This window comes from Enterobacter chuandaensis (genome assembly GCF_039718975.1).
In the GTDB taxonomy this organism is placed as follows: domain Bacteria; phylum Pseudomonadota; class Gammaproteobacteria; order Enterobacterales; family Enterobacteriaceae; genus Enterobacter; species Enterobacter chuandaensis.
In genome coordinates this window covers 2887225-2905338 of the sequence record NZ_CP097173.1, presented here as the reverse complement: position 1 = coordinate 2905338, position 18114 = coordinate 2887225, and the positions used below count along the sequence as shown (strand labels likewise).

At 55.8% G+C, this 18114-nt stretch carries 21 protein-coding genes and 1 pseudogene; 4 read left to right on the top strand and 18 right to left on the bottom strand.

Annotation, left to right across the window (positions count from 1 at the left end):
* Positions 1–80: 80 nt before the first annotated feature.
* Positions 81–269 carry a protein DsrB gene (dsrB, locus tag MX657_RS14170; protein ID WP_013097741.1) on the top strand — a complete coding sequence of 63 codons (189 nt, stop codon included), beginning with the start codon at positions 81–83 and terminating at the stop codon, positions 267–269.
* Positions 270–370: 101 nt separating this feature from the next.
* Here the strand turns inward: dsrB and rcsA are convergent, their stop codons facing one another.
* The 14 genes and pseudogenes from rcsA to fliF form a co-directional block, all read right to left on the bottom strand.
* The gene (rcsA, locus tag MX657_RS14165; protein ID WP_013097740.1) at positions 371–994 is read right to left on the bottom strand and encodes a transcriptional regulator RcsA; all 624 of its coding nucleotides are present in this window, start codon (positions 992–994) and stop codon (positions 371–373) included.
* A gap of 278 nt (positions 995–1272) precedes the next feature.
* Positions 1273–2074, bottom strand: a pseudogene (gene fliR / locus MX657_RS14160) (flagellar biosynthetic protein FliR).
* 7 nt (positions 2075–2081) lie between these two features.
* Positions 2082–2351, bottom strand: a complete 270-nt coding sequence (gene fliQ / locus MX657_RS14155; RefSeq protein ID WP_008500315.1) for a flagellar biosynthesis protein FliQ — start codon at positions 2349–2351, stop codon at positions 2082–2084.
* 9 nt (positions 2352–2360) lie between these two features.
* Positions 2361–3098 (bottom strand): flagellar type III secretion system pore protein FliP, encoded by a 738-nt coding sequence (gene fliP / locus MX657_RS14150; protein WP_080329531.1) that lies wholly within the window; start codon positions 3096–3098, stop codon positions 2361–2363.
* Positions 3098–3472 (bottom strand): flagellar biosynthetic protein FliO, encoded by a 375-nt coding sequence (gene fliO, locus MX657_RS14145; RefSeq protein WP_080329530.1) that lies wholly within the window; start codon positions 3470–3472, stop codon positions 3098–3100. The genes fliP and fliO overlap by 1 nt, the downstream gene beginning before the upstream one ends.
* Positions 3473–3474: 2 nt before the next feature.
* The gene (gene fliN, locus MX657_RS14140; RefSeq protein WP_003859592.1) at positions 3475–3888 is read right to left on the bottom strand and encodes a flagellar motor switch protein FliN; all 414 of its coding nucleotides are present in this window, start codon (positions 3886–3888) and stop codon (positions 3475–3477) included.
* The gene (gene fliM / locus MX657_RS14135) at positions 3885–4889 is read right to left on the bottom strand and encodes a flagellar motor switch protein FliM (protein WP_028013703.1); all 1005 of its coding nucleotides are present in this window, start codon (positions 4887–4889) and stop codon (positions 3885–3887) included. The genes fliN and fliM overlap by 4 nt, the downstream gene beginning before the upstream one ends.
* A gap of 4 nt (positions 4890–4893) precedes the next feature.
* Positions 4894–5364, bottom strand: a complete 471-nt coding sequence (gene fliL / locus MX657_RS14130; RefSeq protein WP_021241388.1) for a flagellar basal body-associated protein FliL — start codon at positions 5362–5364, stop codon at positions 4894–4896.
* 106 nt (positions 5365–5470) lie between these two features.
* Entirely contained in the window at positions 5471–6700 is a 1230-nt protein-coding gene (gene fliK, locus MX657_RS14125) for a flagellar hook length control protein FliK (RefSeq protein WP_346805997.1), read from the bottom strand.
* On the bottom strand, positions 6697–7140 hold the full coding sequence (gene fliJ / locus MX657_RS14120) for a flagellar export protein FliJ (protein ID WP_006811155.1): 444 nt from the start codon (positions 7138–7140) through the stop codon (positions 6697–6699). Before fliJ ends, fliK begins: the two co-directional genes overlap by 4 nt.
* Positions 7141–7161: 21 nt before the next feature.
* Complete coding sequence (gene fliI, locus MX657_RS14115; protein ID WP_080329528.1) at positions 7162–8532, bottom strand: flagellar protein export ATPase FliI; 1371 nt, start codon at positions 8530–8532, stop codon at positions 7162–7164.
* The gene (fliH, locus tag MX657_RS14110) at positions 8532–9239 is read right to left on the bottom strand and encodes a flagellar assembly protein FliH (RefSeq protein WP_080329527.1); all 708 of its coding nucleotides are present in this window, start codon (positions 9237–9239) and stop codon (positions 8532–8534) included. The genes fliI and fliH overlap by 1 nt, the downstream gene beginning before the upstream one ends.
* The gene (gene fliG / locus MX657_RS14105) at positions 9232–10230 is read right to left on the bottom strand and encodes a flagellar motor switch protein FliG (RefSeq protein ID WP_346805996.1); all 999 of its coding nucleotides are present in this window, start codon (positions 10228–10230) and stop codon (positions 9232–9234) included. Before fliG ends, fliH begins: the two co-directional genes overlap by 8 nt.
* Positions 10223–11902, bottom strand: a complete 1680-nt coding sequence (gene fliF / locus MX657_RS14100) for a flagellar basal-body MS-ring/collar protein FliF (RefSeq protein WP_119915947.1) — start codon at positions 11900–11902, stop codon at positions 10223–10225. The genes fliG and fliF overlap by 8 nt, the downstream gene beginning before the upstream one ends.
* Positions 11903–12130: 228 nt before the next feature.
* Here fliF and fliE point away from each other — a divergent pair, with 228 nt between their 5' ends.
* Both fliE and yedD read left to right on the top strand, forming a co-directional pair.
* Positions 12131–12445, top strand: coding sequence for a flagellar hook-basal body complex protein FliE (gene fliE, locus MX657_RS14095; protein ID WP_080329524.1), 315 nt, complete (start codon positions 12131–12133; stop codon positions 12443–12445).
* Positions 12446–12519: 74 nt separating this feature from the next.
* A complete protein-coding gene (gene yedD, locus MX657_RS14090) occupies positions 12520–12933 on the top strand; it encodes a lipoprotein YedD (RefSeq protein ID WP_346808560.1) in 414 nt (137 codons plus the stop codon).
* A 151-nt stretch (positions 12934–13084) separates the two neighbouring features.
* On the opposite strand, the gene amyA is transcribed toward yedD, so the two are convergent.
* Genes amyA through fliD form a run of 4 tightly spaced genes read right to left on the bottom strand, consistent with a single transcriptional unit; the run spans position 13085 to position 16855 of the window.
* The gene (gene amyA / locus MX657_RS14085) at positions 13085–14572 is read right to left on the bottom strand and encodes an alpha-amylase (RefSeq protein WP_346805995.1); all 1488 of its coding nucleotides are present in this window, start codon (positions 14570–14572) and stop codon (positions 13085–13087) included.
* 52 nt (positions 14573–14624) lie between these two features.
* Positions 14625–14999, bottom strand: coding sequence for a flagella biosynthesis regulatory protein FliT (gene fliT / locus MX657_RS14080; RefSeq protein ID WP_080329521.1), 375 nt, complete (start codon positions 14997–14999; stop codon positions 14625–14627).
* Positions 15000–15004: 5 nt separating this feature from the next.
* Complete coding sequence (gene fliS, locus MX657_RS14075; RefSeq protein ID WP_196351795.1) at positions 15005–15409, bottom strand: flagellar export chaperone FliS; 405 nt, start codon at positions 15407–15409, stop codon at positions 15005–15007.
* Between the two features lie 21 nt (positions 15410–15430).
* Positions 15431–16855: a flagellar filament capping protein FliD gene (gene fliD / locus MX657_RS14070; protein ID WP_346805994.1), complete on the bottom strand. Its 1425-nt coding sequence runs from the start codon at positions 16853–16855 to the stop codon at positions 15431–15433.
* A gap of 401 nt (positions 16856–17256) precedes the next feature.
* Here fliD and MX657_RS14065 point away from each other — a divergent pair, with 401 nt between their 5' ends.
* A complete protein-coding gene (locus MX657_RS14065) occupies positions 17257–18069 on the top strand; it encodes a flagellin (protein WP_346805993.1) in 813 nt (270 codons plus the stop codon).
* Positions 18070–18114: the final 45 nt, after the last annotated feature.

Here is an 18114-nt window from a genome sequence, read left to right as displayed (position 1 = left end):
TAAAAACGCCATTCACGCCGCGCGGCGATGTGTGTTTTTGCGTTTTGTTCTACACTGGCTCAAAACCAGAGGAGGAATGTATGAAGGTCAACGATCGGGTAACCGTTAAAACGGACGGCGGGCCGCGCCGCCCGGGTGTGGTACTGGCAATTGAAGAGTTTAGCGAAGGCACAATGTACCTGGTATCACTGGAGGATTACCCGCTCGGCATCTGGTTTTTTAACGAACTGGGGCATCCGGACGGTATTTTCGTCGAGAAAGCGGAGTAGCACGGCGTCGGGTGGCGTTGCGCATGCCCGACAACGCAGTGAGAAGCAAAAATCTCTGGCCAGGCCAGAGATCAAAGGTAGGGGGCAGAGGGGTTAAGCCACTAACGCATGTTGACGAAAATCCCGTTCGTCACATTATCGGTCAGACGTACCACGTGATAGATCACTTGCTTATTATGCGTTTTAATTTTCCTTTTAATATTTCCTTTGTGTGACGAAACGGTTTTCGCTTTAATATTCATCTGATCAGAGATCTGAATAGTTCCTTGTCCCGCCATCCACATTCGCAGCATACTTGATTCAGTCCTGCTTAATGAAAGGGTGGGTAAGTTAACCGCTCCTACATTTTTAACTTCTTTATTCAAATAATCACCCAGGATGTCATCCAGTGACTCAGGTTTAATCGACTTAGAACTGATCAATAAATTTTTACGGACCAACAAATACTCATCGAAATGGATATTCGCGATCGCCATAAAAACAATAAACAGGGTTTTTGGATGCTGATTAATGATTTGCTTAATGTGCTGACTGTTGGCTGGATCGTGAATGAAACAGTCCTCATTAATAAACACCACGCCTGGTTTTAGTTCGTCACAAGCGGCTGCGAGTTCTTCAACGGTGTGTGCATCGTTGATGTCTCTCTTTCTTACCCCTCTGCTTGCCAGGTACCCGGTTAACCCTAGCCGGGTGTAGCTGCATAAATCCATAATGATCGTTGACATGGCATACCCTCACTCAATGCGTAACGATAATTCACCATCTGCCTGAGAGCTCAAAACAGCCATACGGGATGGAAAAAAATAATAAACCTGTGAGCATGACAAAGACTTTCAGGCGGACTCACTATCCCGTAAAGTTACGTATAATTTGCCAGGAATCTTCTTAAAGTAAAGTAAATATTAAGTATTGTGAGGTGGTTAGAAACATTTAAACCGCGTCAGATATATCCTGGAAGATGTTTTTCACGTTTTATTTTAGGAATATCCTCAGAAAGACAATATCAACCGTGAGGGCTATTATTTACGGGGTAACTCGCTGACAATATCCGCTAACAGATTGAATATCTCGCCGAATAAATGTTCACAGAAGGGGGCGATAAGGGGCATCAGTAATGACATTAATAAAATTCCGACCGTCAATGTCAGCGGAAAACCAATCACAAACACGGAGAGCTGCGGCGCCATTCTGTTCAGTAAACCTAATGCCAGGTTGACGGTGAGCAGCAGCGTGATGATCGGCAGAGCCAGCATCAGGCCGTTCAGGAAGATCAGCCCCGCCGCGCGGGTCAGCGCGAGGAAGGCATTGCTGTTGACCGGGTTCTCACCAATCGGCAGCGTATGGAAGGTGTCCACCAGCATGGAGATGAGCCACAGATGACCGTTAAGCGACAGAAACAGCAGCATGGCGAGCAGATCGATGATGCGCGCCAGCACCGGCATGTTGAGATGGCTGCCGGGATCGACAAACGTGGCGAACGATAGCCCCATCTGCAGGCCAATCAGCTCCCCGGCCGTACGCACGGCAGCGAAGGCGAGCTGCATGGTAAAGCCCACGGCAATGCCGATCAGTACCTGCTGCAATGCCACCCACACCGCAGTCGCCGAGAAGATCGGAATATCCACGGGAGGCAGGGAAGGGGCGACGATAATGGTGATGATAATGCCCAGCCCCACTTTGACACGCTTGGGGATCGATTTCTCGCTGAGAATGGGGGCGGTGGAGATCAGCGCCAGGATGCGCAACATCGGCCAGAAATAGACGCCGAGCCACTGAACCCACTGGTCGCTGGTGAAGTGCAGCATCGTCAGGTCAGCCGATAATGTACGGCAGATTGGTAAACAGGTTGCGCATATAGTCCAGCAGCAGGTTCAGCATCCACGGTCCGGCCACGATAATCGCCACGAACACGGCGATGATTTTCGGAATGAACGACAGCGTCATTTCGTTAATCTGCGTGGCGGCCTGCAAAATACTGATAATCAGGCCGGTGACCAGCGCAACAAGCAGCAGCGGTGCGGCAACGGCAATGGCAATTTTCATCGCTTCCGTGCCCATCATCATGACCGATTCGGGTGTCATTGCCGTTCCTTAACTGTAAAAACTCTGCGCCAGCGAGCTGACCAGCAGCTGCCAGCCATCGACCAGCACAAAGAGCATGATCTTAAAGGGCAGGGCAATGGTGGCGGGAGGCACCATCATCATCCCGAGCGCCATCAGGACGCTGGCGATCACCAGGTCGATAATCAGGAACGGAATAAAGATGGTAAAGCCAATCTGAAACGCGGTTTTCAGCTCGCTGGTAACATAGGCGGGGAGCAGAATACGCATTGGCACCGCTTCTGGTCCCTGCAGCTCGCCGGTGTTGGCGAGCCGGGCGAAAAGAGCCAGATCCGCTTCGCGCGTCTGGCGCAGCATAAATTCCCGCAGCGGCTGCGCACCTTTTTCCAGCGCCTCCTGCATCGAGATTTTATCTTCGCTGAACGGCTGGTAGGCGTCGGTATAAATCTTATCAATGACCGGCGACATGATGAAAAAGGTCAAAAACAGCGCCAGGCCCAGAAGCACCTGGTTAGGCGGCGCGGACGGTGTGCCCAGCGCGTTTCGCAGCAGACCAAAAACAATGATGATGCGGGTGAAGCTGGTCATCATCAGCAGGATGGCTGGAATAAAGGTCAGCGAGGTGATGAAGACCAGCGTCTGAACCGGGAGCGACCAGCTTTGTCCGCCGCCTGCGAGAGGAGTGGAGACCAGACCGGGCAGCTGCGCATAAACCGCAGGAGCAAACAGGCCAACGCCGGCAAGCGTCAGGGATAACAAACGGCGCATCAGGATCTCCCGGAACGCTTAAGCAAACTCTTCATGACGGACTGAAAATCCGCAGGGGCTTGTGCGCGCTCGTCCACCGTGACGGAGGCGGGCGGCAGTTTATGTAATACGTTGATAGTGGAGGCGGTCACGCCCAGAACCAGACGTGCATCTTCTACATCGACGATGACCACGCGTTCACGTGGCCCCAGCGTGGTGCTGGCGCTGACCTTCAGGCCGCGGGTGCTGGCGGTTTTACCCGCCACACCGAAACGCTTTGCCAGCCAGGCAGCGATAAGAATAAAGGCAATAATACCGAGCAACGCCCCGCTCACCTGGAGCAGCGGGGAGCCGGGTACGGCAGACGGTTGTGATATTGTTGCCTGGGTTTTCATGCTTAACGGCTCAGACGACGCATGCGTTCAGACGGGGTGATGATGTCGGTGATGCGCACACCGTATTTATCGGCAACCACCACTACCTCACCCTGAGCAATCAGATAGCCGTTGATCAGAATATCCAGCGGCTCACCGGCCAGGCCGTCAAGAGCCACAACAGAACCCTGCGTCAGACGCAGCAGCTCTTTAATGGTCATCCGGGTGCGTCCCAGTTCAACGGTCAGCTTAACCGGGATGTCCATAATCAGGTCGATGTCCTGCAGCGTGCCGCTGACGTCGCCGCCGCCTAACTGCTGGAATACCGCGTCCGCCGCGCTTTTCGTCGGAGTCGTTTTTTGCTCGTTTAACGCGTCAGCCCACAGATCGTCCAGTGCTCCGCTGTTTTCATCGGACGGATTGTTCATGTCACTCATTTGGGCTGTTCCTCATTCAGCGAATTCAAAATCGGGTTGATCAAGTGCTCAACGCGTAACGCATACTGACCGTTAATCGTGCCGTACTGGCTTGTAAGTACCGGGACACCATCCACGTGGGCAATAATGCGGTCGGGTTTGTCTATCGGCAAAACGTCGCCGGGTTGTAATTTCAGGATCTGGGATAACCGCATCGAGATGTCGGCAAAGTTCGCCACCAGCTCCAACTGCGAGTGCTGCACCTGGCGCACCAGGTTTTCACGCCAGTTCTGATCTTCGTTACGTGAGTTCTCCAGCGGCGGGTTAACCAGCAGCTCGCGCAGCGGTTCAATCATGCTGAACGGCAGGCAGATGTTGAACTCACCGGTCAGGTTACCGATCTCCACGTGGAACGGAGTGTTGACGACGATATCGTTCGGGGAGGTGGTGATATTGGTAAATTTCACCTGCATCTCAGAACGGACGTACTCCACTTCCAGCGGGTTAATCGCTTTCCACGCGTCGCTGTAGGATTCCAGCGCCAGCTTCAGCATGCGGTTAATGACGCGCTGTTCGGTGTGGGTAAATTCACGACCTTCCACTTTGGTCGGGAAACGCCCGTCGCCGCCGAACAGGTTATCCACCGCAATGAACACCAGGCTCGGCGAGAACACCACCAGGCCGGTGCCGCGCAGCGGCTTCAGATGAATCAGGTTAAGGTTGGTTGGCACCGGCAGGTTGCGGGCAAACTCATGATACGGCTGGATACGGATCGCACCGACCGTGATATCCGGGCTACGACGCAGCAGGTTAAACAGCCCCATACGGAACTGACGTGCAAAACGTTCGTTGATGATCTCCAGCGCCTGCAGACGTTCACGCACCACGCGACGCTGGGTATTGGGATCGTAAGGACGAATATTATCGTCGCCGGTGAGACCCGGTTGCGGATCGTCACTCTTATCGCTGTCGCCGTTAAGCAGCGCGTCGATTTCTGCCTGAGAAAGAATACTGTCGCCCATGTCGTTACCGCAGAATGAAGGCTGTGTACAGAACGTCAGTGACTTCCTGCTTAGGTTGACCGTTTACCAGCGGAGTTGCCAGCGTCTGTTTGATGGCGTCGACCAGCTTTTGCTTGCCCACGTCGGTAGCCAGCGCCGAAGCGTCCTGACGAGAGAACAGCAGCAGAAGACGGCTGCGCACTTCCGGAAGATAATCGTTCAGGCGCGCGCGGGTCGCTTCGTCCTTCAGGCGCAGCGTAATACCGACATACAGCACGCGATCCGCATCACCGAGGTTAACGGTGAAGGTGTCCAGAGGGAAAAAGACCGGCGCCGGCGGCGGTGCAGGTTCGGCTTTGGCCGCAGCGGTTGATGGTTCCTGCTGCATACGCCAGTAACTATAGCCCGCGGTAGCGCAGGCGGCGAGCGTGATCAACACCAGCAGCGGGATCCAGATGGAACGCTTACTTTTTTTGGTGATAGCGGAGTCTGTCATCTGATACGAGCTTCCTGTTTCGGTACAGCTTAATAAGGTGATTATCCCGTGTCCTGCCGCCGTCAAAGCGTGGAAAAGACGGGGATAATCACGCTACCTCTGGCGTTTAGGCGAAGATGTCTACGGCACTGTTACCGCGCGCCGCGGATTGCAGGGCGGCAGGGGTTGGCAGGAGTTCATCGCTCTCTTCATTAAAACCGCCGTGCTGGCCCGAGCGTGAAGCATGATGCTGCTGGGATGACGACTGCTGTTGTCCGGCAAAGCTCTCGCTGCTGACGCTGCTCTGAGAAAGCTGAATGCCGTTCTCCGCCAGGGAGGTGCGCAGGACGGGCAGCGCGGCTTCCAGCGCCGCACGCACGTGGCTGTGCGCTGAGACCATCTGCAGCTGAGCCTGGTTATCGTCCAGCTTGAGCGAGATTTGTACCTGGCCCAGATCTTCCGGGTGCAGGCGCAGCTCCGCCGTCTGCTGGCCCTGCTTCGTGAACAGGGTGATGTGCTGGCTCAGGGACTGCTGCCATTCGTGGGAACCCAGAGGCTGGCTTAGCACCGGGGCGGTGGCAACGGTGGCGGCAGGCTGGCTTGTCGCATGGCTGGACATAATCGGCGCCAGGGTAGCCGTCGGCGATGACGAGGAGGAAGAACTGGCGAGTTCCTGCTTCTCTGCGGCTGCGGCCACGACCGGTGCAGCAGGCGCGTTGGCGGCGAGATCCGGGCCGTTGCTCTTCGCCTGGCTTTGATAGGATGCAGAAAGCTGCGCTTTATCATGGCTTCCCGCAGGCGCGTTCAGGGACGGTTGTCCCGCTCCGTTTTGTGAAAGCGTTGCTGAACTCAGCGCCTGGGTGGCGGAAACGCCATCGCTGCCTGCCGCACGAGAGGCGGCAGTTTGCTGGTGCGGCAGCATCGCCATCAGCGCGCTTAACCCTGCCAGCTCTTCTTCACTCAGATCTGCTTTACCGTCATCTTTACCGTTGGCCGCATTGAGCGTCTTCAGCGCATCACCCTTAGACAGCGGAACCAGCCCGGTAACCAGGGTATCAATCGACGTGACGGGCGACGTTTCATCGCCATTCAACGCGGTTTGGCGCGAGAGCAGATCGGCAATTTTGGCCTGCAGGGCGGTATCGCCTTTGGCTTCCTGTGCGACTTTCGACAGCTTGCTGCCGGCGGCTTTCAGGTCCGCCAGGGTGAGCGGCGCATCGGTGCCCTTGCCCGTTGCGTCCGTCAGGACGCCCGCCAGCAGGGAGAGAAAGTCCTGTGCACCGTCGGTGCCTTTCCCTGATTGCATCCCGCCTGACAGGTCGCTGTCGCTCATCAGCAGTTGTTGCAGTGTGATCATTCCGGTTTCCTCATTGATGCGCGCTGGGCAAACTCATCCATTTTCTTCTGATCCAGGCGGTTTTCCGCCAGGGTCGAGGCTGCAATCTGCCGGTCCTGTAAGGTTTGCCAGGCCTGCAGCCGCTGTTTTTTCTCGCGCCAGAAATTCAGCGCGGTATCGACTTTCTGGGTCCACTGGTTTAGCTGCTGGCGGTGCTGTTCTATCGCCTTCTCCAGCGTCTGGATAAACTGCTGATAGTTAATCCAGCGCTGGCTGCCAATGCCCTGTGTCATATCGGTATTGAGGTTGGTGCGATATTCATGCTGATAGTCGATTAACATTTTCAACTGCTCTTCAGCCTGCTGGCACCCGCGTCGCATTGCGCCAAGCTGCAATGCGGCATCATCAACTTCTTTTTCAGCCAGATCTTTCAGCGTTGATAACGCGCTGTTTTGCGCCATGACCTTCGCCCTCCACCTGTGTTACACCTGCGGGAAAATCAGCTCCAGTGCCTGGATTGAATCTTCCCAGTCGGCACGCTCAAAAATGCCCTGTTGTAAAAACGCCTCCAGCTGCGGCCACAGGCTAATCGCCTTATCGAGCATCGGGTCGCTGCCTTTGGCGTACGCCCCCACGCTGACCAGATCGCGGTTGCGCTGGAAGCTGGAAAGCAGTTGTTTGAAGTTACGCACGCGGGCGTAGTGCTTCTCGGTAATCAATGCCGTCATCGCACGGCTGATGGACGCTTCAATATCAATCGCCGGGTAATGTCCGGCTTCGGCCAGACGACGCGACAGCACGATATGGCCGTCAAGGATCGCGCGCGCGGAGTCGGCAATCGGATCCTGCTGGTCATCGCCCTCGGTCAGCACCGTATAGAACGCGGTGATGGAGCCACCGCCGCTGATGCCGTTCCCCGCACGCTCTACCAGCGCAGGGAGTTTAGCGAATACCGAAGGCGGATAGCCTTTGGTGGCCGGTGGCTCGCCGATGGCCAGCGCGATTTCACGCTGCGCCATCGCGTAACGGGTCAGGGAATCCATGATCAGCAGCACGTGCTTGCCGCGGTCACGAAAATCTTCGGCGATACGGGTGGCGTAGGCGGCACCCTGCATACGCAGCAGTGGCGACACGTCCGCCGGGGCGGCGATAACCACCGAGCGGGCGCGGCCTTCCGCACCCAGAATATTTTCGATAAAGTCTTTTACTTCGCGACCACGCTCGCCGATCAGGCCCACAACGATCACGTCCGCCTGGGTATAGCGCGCCATCATGCCGAGCAGGACGGATTTCCCCACGCCAGAACCGGCGAACAGGCCCATACGCTGCCCGCGCCCCACGGTGAGCAGGGCGTTGATCGGACGCACGCCGGTATCCAGTACATGTTCGATAGGGGTACGCTGCAGGGGGTTGAACGGCTGGGTAATCAGCGCGCCGGTTTCGGTGGTGTCCGGCGCGGGCAGACCATCCAGCGGTTTCCCGCTGCCGTCCAGCACGCGGCCGAGCAGGGCAGGGCCAAGCGGCAGCTGTTTCCCGCTTTGCAGCCCGTCGCCGCTGATGTTTTTCGCGTAGACGCGCGCGCCGGGTAGAATGCCTTCCACCTCTTCAAGCGGCATCAGGAACAGGCGCTGGCCGTTAAACCCGACCACTTCGCTTTCAACTTCACGTGTTTCCAGACCATCCTGACGCTCAATGACGCAGGTCGCGCCCAGCGGAAGCTGCAGGCCGGTCGCCTCCAGCACCAGACCGGTGGCGCGCGTCAGTCGCCCATAACGACGAACAGATGGCAGTTGCGCCATCTTCGTCTCAAAGTTGTCGAGCGTGGTGAGCCAGCGGGTGAGGCGTGCGGTCATCAGACGACTCCCGGTGCCGCCAGGCGACACAGTTCCTGCCAGCGTGTGGCGACGCTGGCATCCAGGTCGCCTTCGTCGGCAGAGACTTTGCAGCCGCCGTGGTGCAAGGACGGGTCGCCGCGCAGACGCCAGCCATGCAGGCTAAGCGTTGCGCCCAGGCTCTCTTCCACGCGCTGCAGATCGTCCGGGTGGACGCGCAGCTGCGGTTTGCCGCTGAACAGCGGCTCCTGCTGAAGTAGCCCCTGAATTTGTTTGATCAGCGCGGTGTTATCCACCACCGGCGTCTGGCCGATAACCTGACGCGCCGCCTCCAGCGCCATCTGCATCAGACGCGAGGCAATCACGCTGTCCAGCGCGTCCAGCGTGTGTTGAAATTCGCTGACCAGTTGCTGCATGCGGGCATGGATCGGCGCCTGCTGCTGGCGCGCCTGATCGATGCCGTGCTCTAACCCTTTCGCCAGGCCTTCCTGGTATCCGAGATCGTGCCCCTTCTGGCGGCCTTCATTCAGACCAGCGTTATAGCCCTGCTCGTGCGCCTGCATTTGCAGCTGAGCCAGCATTTGTGCCTGCTGCTCCTCTTCGCTCAGCTCGGGCTGTTCGACGTCCGCATCGGGCTCTGCGGGCGAGACCACCGCGGGCGTGAATTCGGCAAGGGGAGGGGCCAGATCGTCCGGCGTCCAGCGCTTCCACGACAGCTCATCAGACATAGGTGTCGTCTCCGCTGCCAATTACCATCTCGCCGGTTTCCGCCAGACGACGAACAATAAGCAGGATGGCTTTCTGTTCGTTTTCCACCTGAGACAGACGCACCGGGCCGCGGTTGGCAAGGTCGTCGCGCAGGATATCTGCTGCACGCTGGGACATGTTGCGCAGGAACTTCTCGCGCAGCGGCTGCTCGGCACCTTTGAGGGCGATAAGCAGCGACTCGGAGTCCACTTCCTGGAGCAGGCGCTGGATGCTGCGATCGTCCACTTCGACCAGGTTTTCGAACAGGAACATCTCGTCGATAATTTTTTGCGCAAGCTCGCCGTCGAATTCGCGAACCGCCGAAATGACCGCCTCTTCCTGCTGCGTTTTCATCAGGTTGATGATTTCCGCCGCCGTTCTCACGCCGCCCATTTTGCTGCGCTTGAGGTTCTGGCCGTCGAGCAGGTTGTTCAGCACTTCGGTCAGCTCCGCCAGCGCAGCCGGCTGGACGCCGCCGAAGGTCGCAATACGCAGCATCACGTCGTGACGCAGGCGCTCTTCGAACAGGGCCAGAATATCCGCCGCCTGGCCGCGTTTGAGGTGAACCAGGATGGTGGCGATAATCTGCGGGTGCTCGTCGCGAATAAGGTCGGCGGCACTCTGCGGCTCCATAAAGTTGAGCGTTTCGATCCCGCTGGCGGTATCGCGCGTTTCCAGAATATCTTCCAGCAGGCTGGCGGCACGCTCTTCGCCCAGCGCTTTAACCAGCACGGAACGCAGGTAGTCGTTGGCGTTGACGTTAAGCGCTGCAAACTGTTCGGCTTCCTGCTCAAATTCCGACAGCACGTCGGTCAGCTGCTTGTTGGAGATCTGACGCACGTTGGCCATGGCTGCGCTGAGAATTTGCACTTCGCGCTGGGAGAGGTGCTTGAACACCTCTGCCGCGCGGTCTTCGCCAATGGTCATCAGCAGGATGACGCTTTTATCGGTGCCCGTAAGCGTATTACTCATGTTCGTTACCCATCCACTGGCGGATGACCAGCGCCACGACGCGCGGATCGTTATCTGACATTTCGCGAATGCGCTGGCTCATCACCTCGGCACCCATGCGCTGGTTCGCGCGGCGCTGCTGCATCTGTTCATCTTTACTGAGGCGTACTTCAACCGCTTCTTCCACTTCCTGACGTGCGCTCATCTGTTCGCGAGCCGCTTTTTCGGCTTCAGCACGACGCTGGAGCTGCGGACGAACGCCCTTACGCCACAGCAGCCACGCGACAATCAGCACCAGCAGCCAGCGTCCGGCGGACATCAGCTGGTCGATAAACGCCTGCTGTTGCCAGAACGGCAGTTCACCGCCGGTCTCTTCAACCGAGTTGAACGGTGAGTTGACCACGTTGAGGGTATCGCCGCGCTTCTCGGAGTAGCCCATCGCTTCGCGGGTCAGGTTTTCAATCTGCTTCATCTGCTCGGCAGTCAACGGCAACGGTTTGCCATCCGGCAGGGTTTTGTAGTTCACCACTACCGCAACGGAGAGACGCTGAATATCACCCACGTTCAGCTTAGTGTGGCGAATGGTCCGGTCCACTTCGTAGTTCGTGGTTTCGTTACGGCTGCTGGTGCGCGGACCGGCGTTATTAGTCGTTGAAGTGGTCTGCTGATTATTTTGCTGACCGTTCTGCTGATTGGCCGGTGGCGTAGAAATCGGTGCCGCGTTAGCCGGAGCAGGCTGGTTAGAGAGCGCGCCCGGCACGCCGCCAGGGTATGCGCCGCCGACCTGCTCGTTCGAATTGATCTGGCGCGAACGCATCACCGCCTGAGCCGCATCGCCGTTCGGGCTGTATTGCTCTTCGGTTTGCTCTTTATTAGAGAAGTCAATCTGCGCGGTTACCTGCGCGTGCACGTTACTGTTCCCCACCACCGGGCCGAGGATCGCTTCGATGCGGCGCTGGAGACGGTTTTCAACGTCGGCGGCGTATTTCAGCTGCGCGTCGTTCAGATCACGACCGGCTGTATTGGACTGGGTCAGCAGGTGTCCGCTTTGGTCCACCAGCGTGACGTTACCCGGCGGCAGCCCTGCGACGGCGCTGGAGACGAGATGCGTTACCGCGCTGATTTGCCCTTCGTCCAGCGCGCGGCCGGGTTCGAGGTTTACGGTAACGGAAGCCGAAGGGGATTTCTGTTCACGAACAAATAAAGAAGGTTTAGGCATCGCCAGGTGCACGCGGGCACTCTTCACCGGGCCTAACGTTTCAATGGTGCGGGCCAGCTCACCTTCCAGCGCGCGCTGGTAGTTCACCTGCTCGCTGAACTGGCTGATACCGAACTTTTCCTGGTCCAGCAGTTCAAAACCGACCGCGCCGCCCTTTGGCAGCCCCTGCTGTGCCAGACGCAGACGCAGCTCGTGCACCTTATCTGCCGGTACCTCAAGCGCACCGCCGTTATCGGCAAAGCGATAGGGGATGTTCATCTGGGTAAGCTGGGTGACGATGGCGCCGCCATCCTGATCGGAAAGGTTGCTGTAGAGCGTGCGGTAATCAGGGCTTTTCGCCCATAAAACCATCGCTACAAGGATCGCAATTGCGGCAGCGCCTGCCACGATCAACGGGATTTTAGGATTCGCGCGAAGGCGGTTCATCCACTCGAGTGATTTATTTTGTGGCGCTGTCGATGCTGTTGCACTCATTGCGCACCTCTTAAATCCTGGTGGTTTACGTTATTCGTGTAGAGAAACAAAACTGACTCCCGGGTCGGCAAACACGACAAAAGTTCCATATTGATGGCCCTGCCATTATTTGACGATTCCGGATTTTCTATGCGTCAAATAACCTGGTTTTTTAACGCTATTTACCGCCATTATCTTATTGACAAGCTGTTAGTCTTGACCGCGTAAAAAACCATCCAGGGGAGAGTCATGGCTATACAGGGCATTGAAGGGGTAATCAGTCAGTTGCAGGCAACGGCGATGACGGCCCGTAATCAGAATGTGGCAGACCAACAGCCGAGCATCAGCTTTGCAGGGCAACTGCACGCCGCTCTTGACCGTATCAGCAATACCCAGACCGCTGCGCGCACGCAGGCGGAGAAGTTCACCCTCGGCGAGCCGGGCGTGGCGCTGAACGATGTGATGGCCGATTTGCAAAAAGCCTCGGTTTCCCTGCAGATGGGGATCCAGGTGCGTAACAAGCTGGTGTCGGCGTACCAGGAAGTGATGGGGATGCAGGTTTAAGCCCCCTCGATCTTCGCTGGCAGCCACAGCGCTTTAATGCCACAATATTTTTTTCTTCGAATGCAGGAAAGATGATGAAAAAAATAGCAATTGCTGGCGCGCTGCTGGCACTGACCGGGTGCGTTCAGGTCGATAACTATCAGGACGTGATCAAGCATCCTGTCCCGGCGAACCTGGCGGGATACTGGCAGTCGAAAGGGCCGCAGAGCAGTCTGGTCAGCCCTGAAGCGATTGCCACGCTGGTGGTGACGGAAGAGGGCGATACGCTGGACTGCCGCCAGTGGCAGCGCGTGATTGCCGTGCCGGGTAAGATCATGCTGCGTTCAGACAGCTATTACAACGTCACGCGTAAGCTGGATATCTATCCGCTCGATCGCGACGGTGCAACGCTTGAGTATGACGGGATGGAGCTGCAAAAGGTTGACCGCCCAACGGTGGAATGTGCTGATTACCTGAGCAAAAATCCGCTGGAGAGTATACTACCGTAGCCGTTTGTTGCCGGGTGGCGCTGACGCTTACCCGGCCTACGGGACTGATGGTAAACGCAAAACGGCAACCTCGTTGCCGTTTTTGATGTTTGTACCCTCTCCCTTTGGGAGAGGGGCGGGGTGAGGGGACCAGGCCGCACCTTTTCCATTACTACAACGCATCCTCAATAACCCACACGCTGACGCTTCCCCCTTTGCAGGTAAAAGTTCCTTCGCCATCCGCTGCGGTAATGACCGTTTCTTCGCGATTACCGAGAAAATCACGCCACGTTTTGTTGCCGTAGCTCTCCCCCAGGCAAATCACCTTCTCCCCGTCGTCGCCGTTCGACATGACCACCACGCAGCCGGGATCGTCCTCGGTGCCGCTGCGGCTGAAAGCGATGCAGTTTGGATGATCGAAAAACAGCGTCTGCACGCCGTGGGCAAAACGCTGGCGGGCGAGGATCAGCTCGTGAAGCTGCTCAATCACCGGCATGTCGATGTGATAGGTCTCGCCGTCGCCTCCCGTATCGTCATAGCTGGCGCCGAAGAGATCCGGATAGAAGACGCTCGGCACGCCGTTTTCCCGCAGCAGGATCAGCGCATACGCCAGCGGCTTAAACCAGGCTTCGACCGGCGCTTCGAGCGCCTGCAAAGGTTGGGTGTCGTGGTTCGCGACGAGGGTGACCGCATGGAACGGGTCGGCCTCCACCAGCGTACCGGTGAAGATCTGGCTCATGTCGTAATCCCGCCCCTGGCGCGACGCCTCGTGGAATTTCATCTGCAGCGGGGCATCAAACAGCATGGTTTTGCCCTCGACCTGGTCAATATAGGCCTGCAGTTTGTCCACCTCGTGAGACCAGTATTCCGCCACGATAAACAACGGCTGGTCGGCGACCTCCTGAACGTGCTCTATCCACTCTTTGTAAAACCAGGCGGGAATATGCTTGACGGCGTCCAGACGAAAACCGTCGCAGCCCGTCTGTTCCATGACCCAGCGGGCCCAGTATTTTATCTCCTCGGTGACGGCATGGTTGCGAAAGTCGATGTTTTCGCCCATCAGATAATCGAAATTACCCATCTCGTCATCGACCTGGTTGTTCCAGCCTTCGCCGGTGTAGTCGTTGACGATTTTAAAAATGCCGTCTTCATCGGGGTTTTCAATATGATCGATACCGCTGAAGCATTTGTAATCCCAGATAAACTGCGAATATTGCCCGGCGCGGGCAGGGAAGGTGTAGCGTGTCCATGCTTCACACTCAACGATCTCATCAGCGATTTGCGTGCGGTCCTGTTCATTTACGCGCTGTACGCGGACAGACTCTTTCTCATCTGCCCCCATTTTATGGTTGACCACCACGTCCAGCAGTACGGCAATGTCGTTGCTTTTGAGGGCGTCGATGGCCTCCAGCAGCTGCGCTTTGTCACCATATTTTGTGGCGATGCTGCCTTTCTGATCAAACTCGCCGAGATCGAACAGATCGTAAGAGTCATAGCCAACCGAATACCCGCCGGAAGCCCCTTTATACGCGGGCGGCAGCCAGATCATGTTAATGCCGATTTCATTGAGATTGGGGGCTAACGCCGTGACTTCTCGCCACAATTCACCGCCAGCGGGGTAATACCAGTGAAAGCATTGTAACAGGGTGGGGTTTTTCATCGTCCGTGCTCCAGAAGCCATTTGGCAGACTTCTGGAGTATGGATGAAGAAATCATAATTGTGTGTCGCGGGTAACACTTTCTGGATAAAGAATATTCCCTGACAGCTTTCCATAGGTAGAGGTGATGGATTGCTGTTTGCCGGTCTGGTCGATGAGATTACGCAGTTCGTCCATCCGCACTTTAAGCAGCGCCTTTAACGTATTCTCATTGTCGAGGATCATTTCCAGCAGCGCACGCGCTTGATCAACCTGAGCCGGAGGGCATGACATGATGGGCGTTTGCGAGATCCTTTCCACCAGTTGAACGTAATGCATTTCCTGCTCGATAAGCGCATCCCATTGACCAGAATGTGCGAGATTTAGCATAGCAATGCTCTGAGCATGTAACGCCTGCCAGTGGCTAAGCGCTGCGCTGGGATTATTCATCAAAATTATCCTGAAATAGAGGACGCATTGGGGCCGATTTGCTTCCACGCATCCGCAATGTTGTTTAATAAACCCTCGACTTCAACAATTGCGTCTACGTCATTACTGACGTTTGCCAGTAATAAACGTCGAACCATATATTCGTACAAGGAGGCAAGATTCCCGGACAGCTCGCTCTCAACCTCCATGTTCAGTCCTGCTTTTAAACCGTTGTCGATGATGTTGATGGCTTTGGATAACGCTTCGCCTTTCTCACGAATTTGTCCGGCTTCAAGGAACAAACGCGCGCGAACAAGGGCGCTATGCGCCCCGTCGAACAACATGACAATCAGCTGGTGTGGACTGGCATTCATCACTGCGCTTTCGACTCCTATCTGCTGATAGGATTGAACACCAGAGGTCTTATACATTTCCACTCCTCAATGCGACGACTATTTTTGTGAGAACTGTTGGGTCAGGTAGTTGGCTGTACTGGTCATTTTGGTGACTAATACGTCCAGGCTGGTGAACTGGGTTTTGTAACGCGCCATGGTGGCTTCAATTTGGGCATCCATGGCATCGTAGCGTTCGCCCAGGGTTTTCAGCGTTTTGTTGATCCCGTCTTTCGCGTTCTGGATCACCCCGGCGCTGCCGGTACTGGTGCTGAGCATGGTGGTCAGCGTGTTGTTCATCTGGGTCGCCAGACCGGTGGTTTTTCCGTCACCGACAAAATACTGCTGTACGGCGTTCGGGTTGTCGGTGAGCGCTTTTTTCAGCTTATCCGTATCGACTTTCAGGTTACCGATCGTACCGTCCGATCCTTTTACCGGGTCCTGGGTAATCCCCAGCTGGGCCATGATCTGAACAGTGCCGGTCTGCACTTCGGTCAGCAGGCCGCGCAGCTGAGACTGGACCCCGCGCACGTTCGCATCACCGACCAACGCGCCGTTGCTGGAGGACTGGCTGCCGGCGCCTGCATCAACCGGAACATACTTCGTCAAACTGTTAATGGTGGACTGCAGCGAGTTGTACGCCGTGACCCAGTCCGTAATCGCCTTCTGGTTTGCATCCGTTGCGCGTGAAACCTCAAGGGTTTCATCGGCTTTGCTTTCGGCCTTCACCGAGAAGGTGACGCCAGGCAGCGCATCGGTAATGGTATTCGACTGGCGCTCGATAGAGATGTTGTTCACCACCACAATCGCGTTCTGCGCGTCGGTGTTTACCGTCAGCGCGCCCGTTTTGGTGGTTGAATCGTAGCCAATGGCGCTTTGCAGCTTGGCGTCGCCAGTGACGCTGACGGTCATCGCACCATCGGTACCGGTGGTTTTTGATGACAGCATCAGGCGGTAATCACCGTCTTTTGCTTTAATGACGCTGGCGGTGACGTTGCCGTTCGCTTTATTAATGGCGCTCGCGATCCCGGCCAGCGACGTATCGCCATCGGCCAGCGTGACCTCTAACGGTGTCTTCGTGCCCGGCTGGGTAATGGTGATTTTACGCGTCGTCCCTGTTGTATCGCCGAGCAGATCCGTGTTGTTTGCATAGGAGCCGGTAGTGAGCGCCTGTGCTTTTGCAACCTGGTTGACGTTAACCACAAAGGAACCCACGGACGCATCAGCCGTTGTCGTGGCGGTAAAGGCCGTGTTGGTGCTGCTCACGGACGTTGAGTTCCAGGTGGTGGCTTTACCCAGTGCAGCGGTGGCAGTCTGCAGCGATGTCATGGCGCTCTGCAGCTTGCCGTAAGCGCTTAACTGTGCGTTATACGTTGATTGCTGGGAAGTAATCGTCGTCAGCTTGGTTTTCTCTGCCGCTTCCAACTGATTATATAAATCCCCGAGTCCTGCAGAACCTATCCCGAGGTTACTGATAGTAGCCATGCATATTTTCCTTAAAATACGAAAGTAGTTCAGGACTCTTATCGGCCTCTCAACGTAAAAGTTTACGATGGTGAGAAAAAAATAATCCAAAGAATAGGCACGTCCTGGCGGGGTAAATGAAAGGATTGCACTTTAGGATCATTATCCACGCATTGAAAACACGAATAAGTGTGTGCCTTTTTTGTCATCTTTTTGCGCGTTAAAAAAGCGTAAATAATAACGCGTTGACGGACCTTAATTGATTTTTTAAAAATAAATTCGTTAATAATCAGTTGCTTGTAATTTTTTCAAAATTGATTCTAAAGTCTTTTGGGGACCCGTCGATAACCTTGTTGACGGTGAGAGACGCTGTGAGTGTTAGGCACCGGACCTAAAACCCAATTTTTGAAGGAAAGAAAATTATGGCAGTTATCAATACTAACCTGTTGTCCCTGACCACTCAGAACAACCTGAACAAATCTCAGTCTTCTCTGGGCACTGCTATCGAGCGTCTGTCTTCCGGTCTGCGTATCAACAGCGCGAAAGACGATGCCGCTGGCCAGGCGATTGCAAACCGCATGACCTCCCAGATTAAAGGCATGAACCAGGCTGCACGTAACGCCAACGACGGTATCTCCATGGCGCAGACGGCTGAAGGCTCCCTGAACGAAATCAACAGCAACCTGCAGCGTGTACGTGAACTGGCTGTTCAGGCAAGCAACGGCACCAACAGCGCATCTGACCTGGCTTCTCTGCAAGATGAAGTTACCGCTCGTCTGGCTGAAATCGACCGTGTTGCGGGCAAAACTGACTTCAACGGCATCAAACTGCTGGACGGTAGTGCTGGTGCTGTTAAAATTCAGGTTGGCGTAAACGACGGCGATACCATCAATCTGGACCTGAGTGCTAATGCTGATTCTACAACTCTGGGCGTGAAAGGTATCAACCTGAAAGCATTGGCTGGTACTGAACTGGACACCATTGACAAAGCTATCGCTAAAGTTGATACCGCTCGTTCAGGCCTGGGTGCTGTGCAGAACCGTTTCACTTCTGCCATCAACAACCTGAACAACACCTCTAACAACCTGTCTGCTGCTCAGTCCCGTATCCAGGACGCTGACTACGCAACTGAAGTTTCCAACATGTCCCGCGCGCAGATCCTGCAGCAGGCTGGTACTTCTGTTCTGTCTCAGGCAAACCAGGTTCCACAGACCGTTCTGTCTCTGCTGCGTTAATTTTACGCACGAAACCCCGCTTCGGCGGGGTTTTTTTGTCTCTGA

Coding starts and splice junctions, on each gene's coding strand:
- fliG (WP_346805996.1), bottom strand. CDS start 10,230: ATGAGTAATACGCTTACGGGCACCGATAAAAGCGTCATCCTGCTGATG.
- MX657_RS14065 (WP_346805993.1), top strand. CDS start 17,257: ATGGCAGTTATCAATACTAACCTGTTGTCCCTGACCACTCAGAACAAC.
- fliP (WP_080329531.1), bottom strand. CDS start 3,098: ATGCGCCGTTTGTTATCCCTGACGCTTGCCGGCGTTGGCCTGTTTGCT.
- fliL (WP_021241388.1), bottom strand. CDS start 5,364: ATGACAGACTCCGCTATCACCAAAAAAAGTAAGCGTTCCATCTGGATC.
- fliM (WP_028013703.1), bottom strand. CDS start 4,889: ATGGGCGACAGTATTCTTTCTCAGGCAGAAATCGACGCGCTGCTTAAC.
- fliJ (WP_006811155.1), bottom strand. CDS start 7,140: ATGGCGCAAAACAGCGCGTTATCAACGCTGAAAGATCTGGCTGAAAAA.
- fliN (WP_003859592.1), bottom strand. CDS start 3,888: ATGAGTGACATGAACAATCCGTCCGATGAAAACAGCGGAGCACTGGAC.
- yedD (WP_346808560.1), top strand. CDS start 12,520: ATGAAAAAAATAGCAATTGCTGGCGCGCTGCTGGCACTGACCGGGTGC.
- fliI (WP_080329528.1), bottom strand. CDS start 8,532: ATGACCGCACGCCTCACCCGCTGGCTCACCACGCTCGACAACTTTGAG.
- fliQ (WP_008500315.1), bottom strand. CDS start 2,351: ATGACACCCGAATCGGTCATGATGATGGGCACGGAAGCGATGAAAATT.
- fliS (WP_196351795.1), bottom strand. CDS start 15,409: ATGTATAAGACCTCTGGTGTTCAATCCTATCAGCAGATAGGAGTCGAA.
- fliF (WP_119915947.1), bottom strand. CDS start 11,902: ATGAGTGCAACAGCATCGACAGCGCCACAAAATAAATCACTCGAGTGG.
- amyA (WP_346805995.1), bottom strand. CDS start 14,572: ATGAAAAACCCCACCCTGTTACAATGCTTTCACTGGTATTACCCCGCT.
- fliO (WP_080329530.1), bottom strand. CDS start 3,472: ATGAAAACCCAGGCAACAATATCACAACCGTCTGCCGTACCCGGCTCC.
- dsrB (WP_013097741.1), top strand. CDS start 81: ATGAAGGTCAACGATCGGGTAACCGTTAAAACGGACGGCGGGCCGCGC.
- fliH (WP_080329527.1), bottom strand. CDS start 9,239: ATGTCTGATGAGCTGTCGTGGAAGCGCTGGACGCCGGACGATCTGGCC.
- fliE (WP_080329524.1), top strand. CDS start 12,131: ATGGCTATACAGGGCATTGAAGGGGTAATCAGTCAGTTGCAGGCAACG.
- fliT (WP_080329521.1), bottom strand. CDS start 14,999: ATGAATAATCCCAGCGCAGCGCTTAGCCACTGGCAGGCGTTACATGCT.
- rcsA (WP_013097740.1), bottom strand. CDS start 994: ATGTCAACGATCATTATGGATTTATGCAGCTACACCCGGCTAGGGTTA.
- fliD (WP_346805994.1), bottom strand. CDS start 16,855: ATGGCTACTATCAGTAACCTCGGGATAGGTTCTGCAGGACTCGGGGAT.
- fliK (WP_346805997.1), bottom strand. CDS start 6,700: ATGATCACACTGCAACAACTGCTGATGAGCGACAGCGACCTGTCAGGC.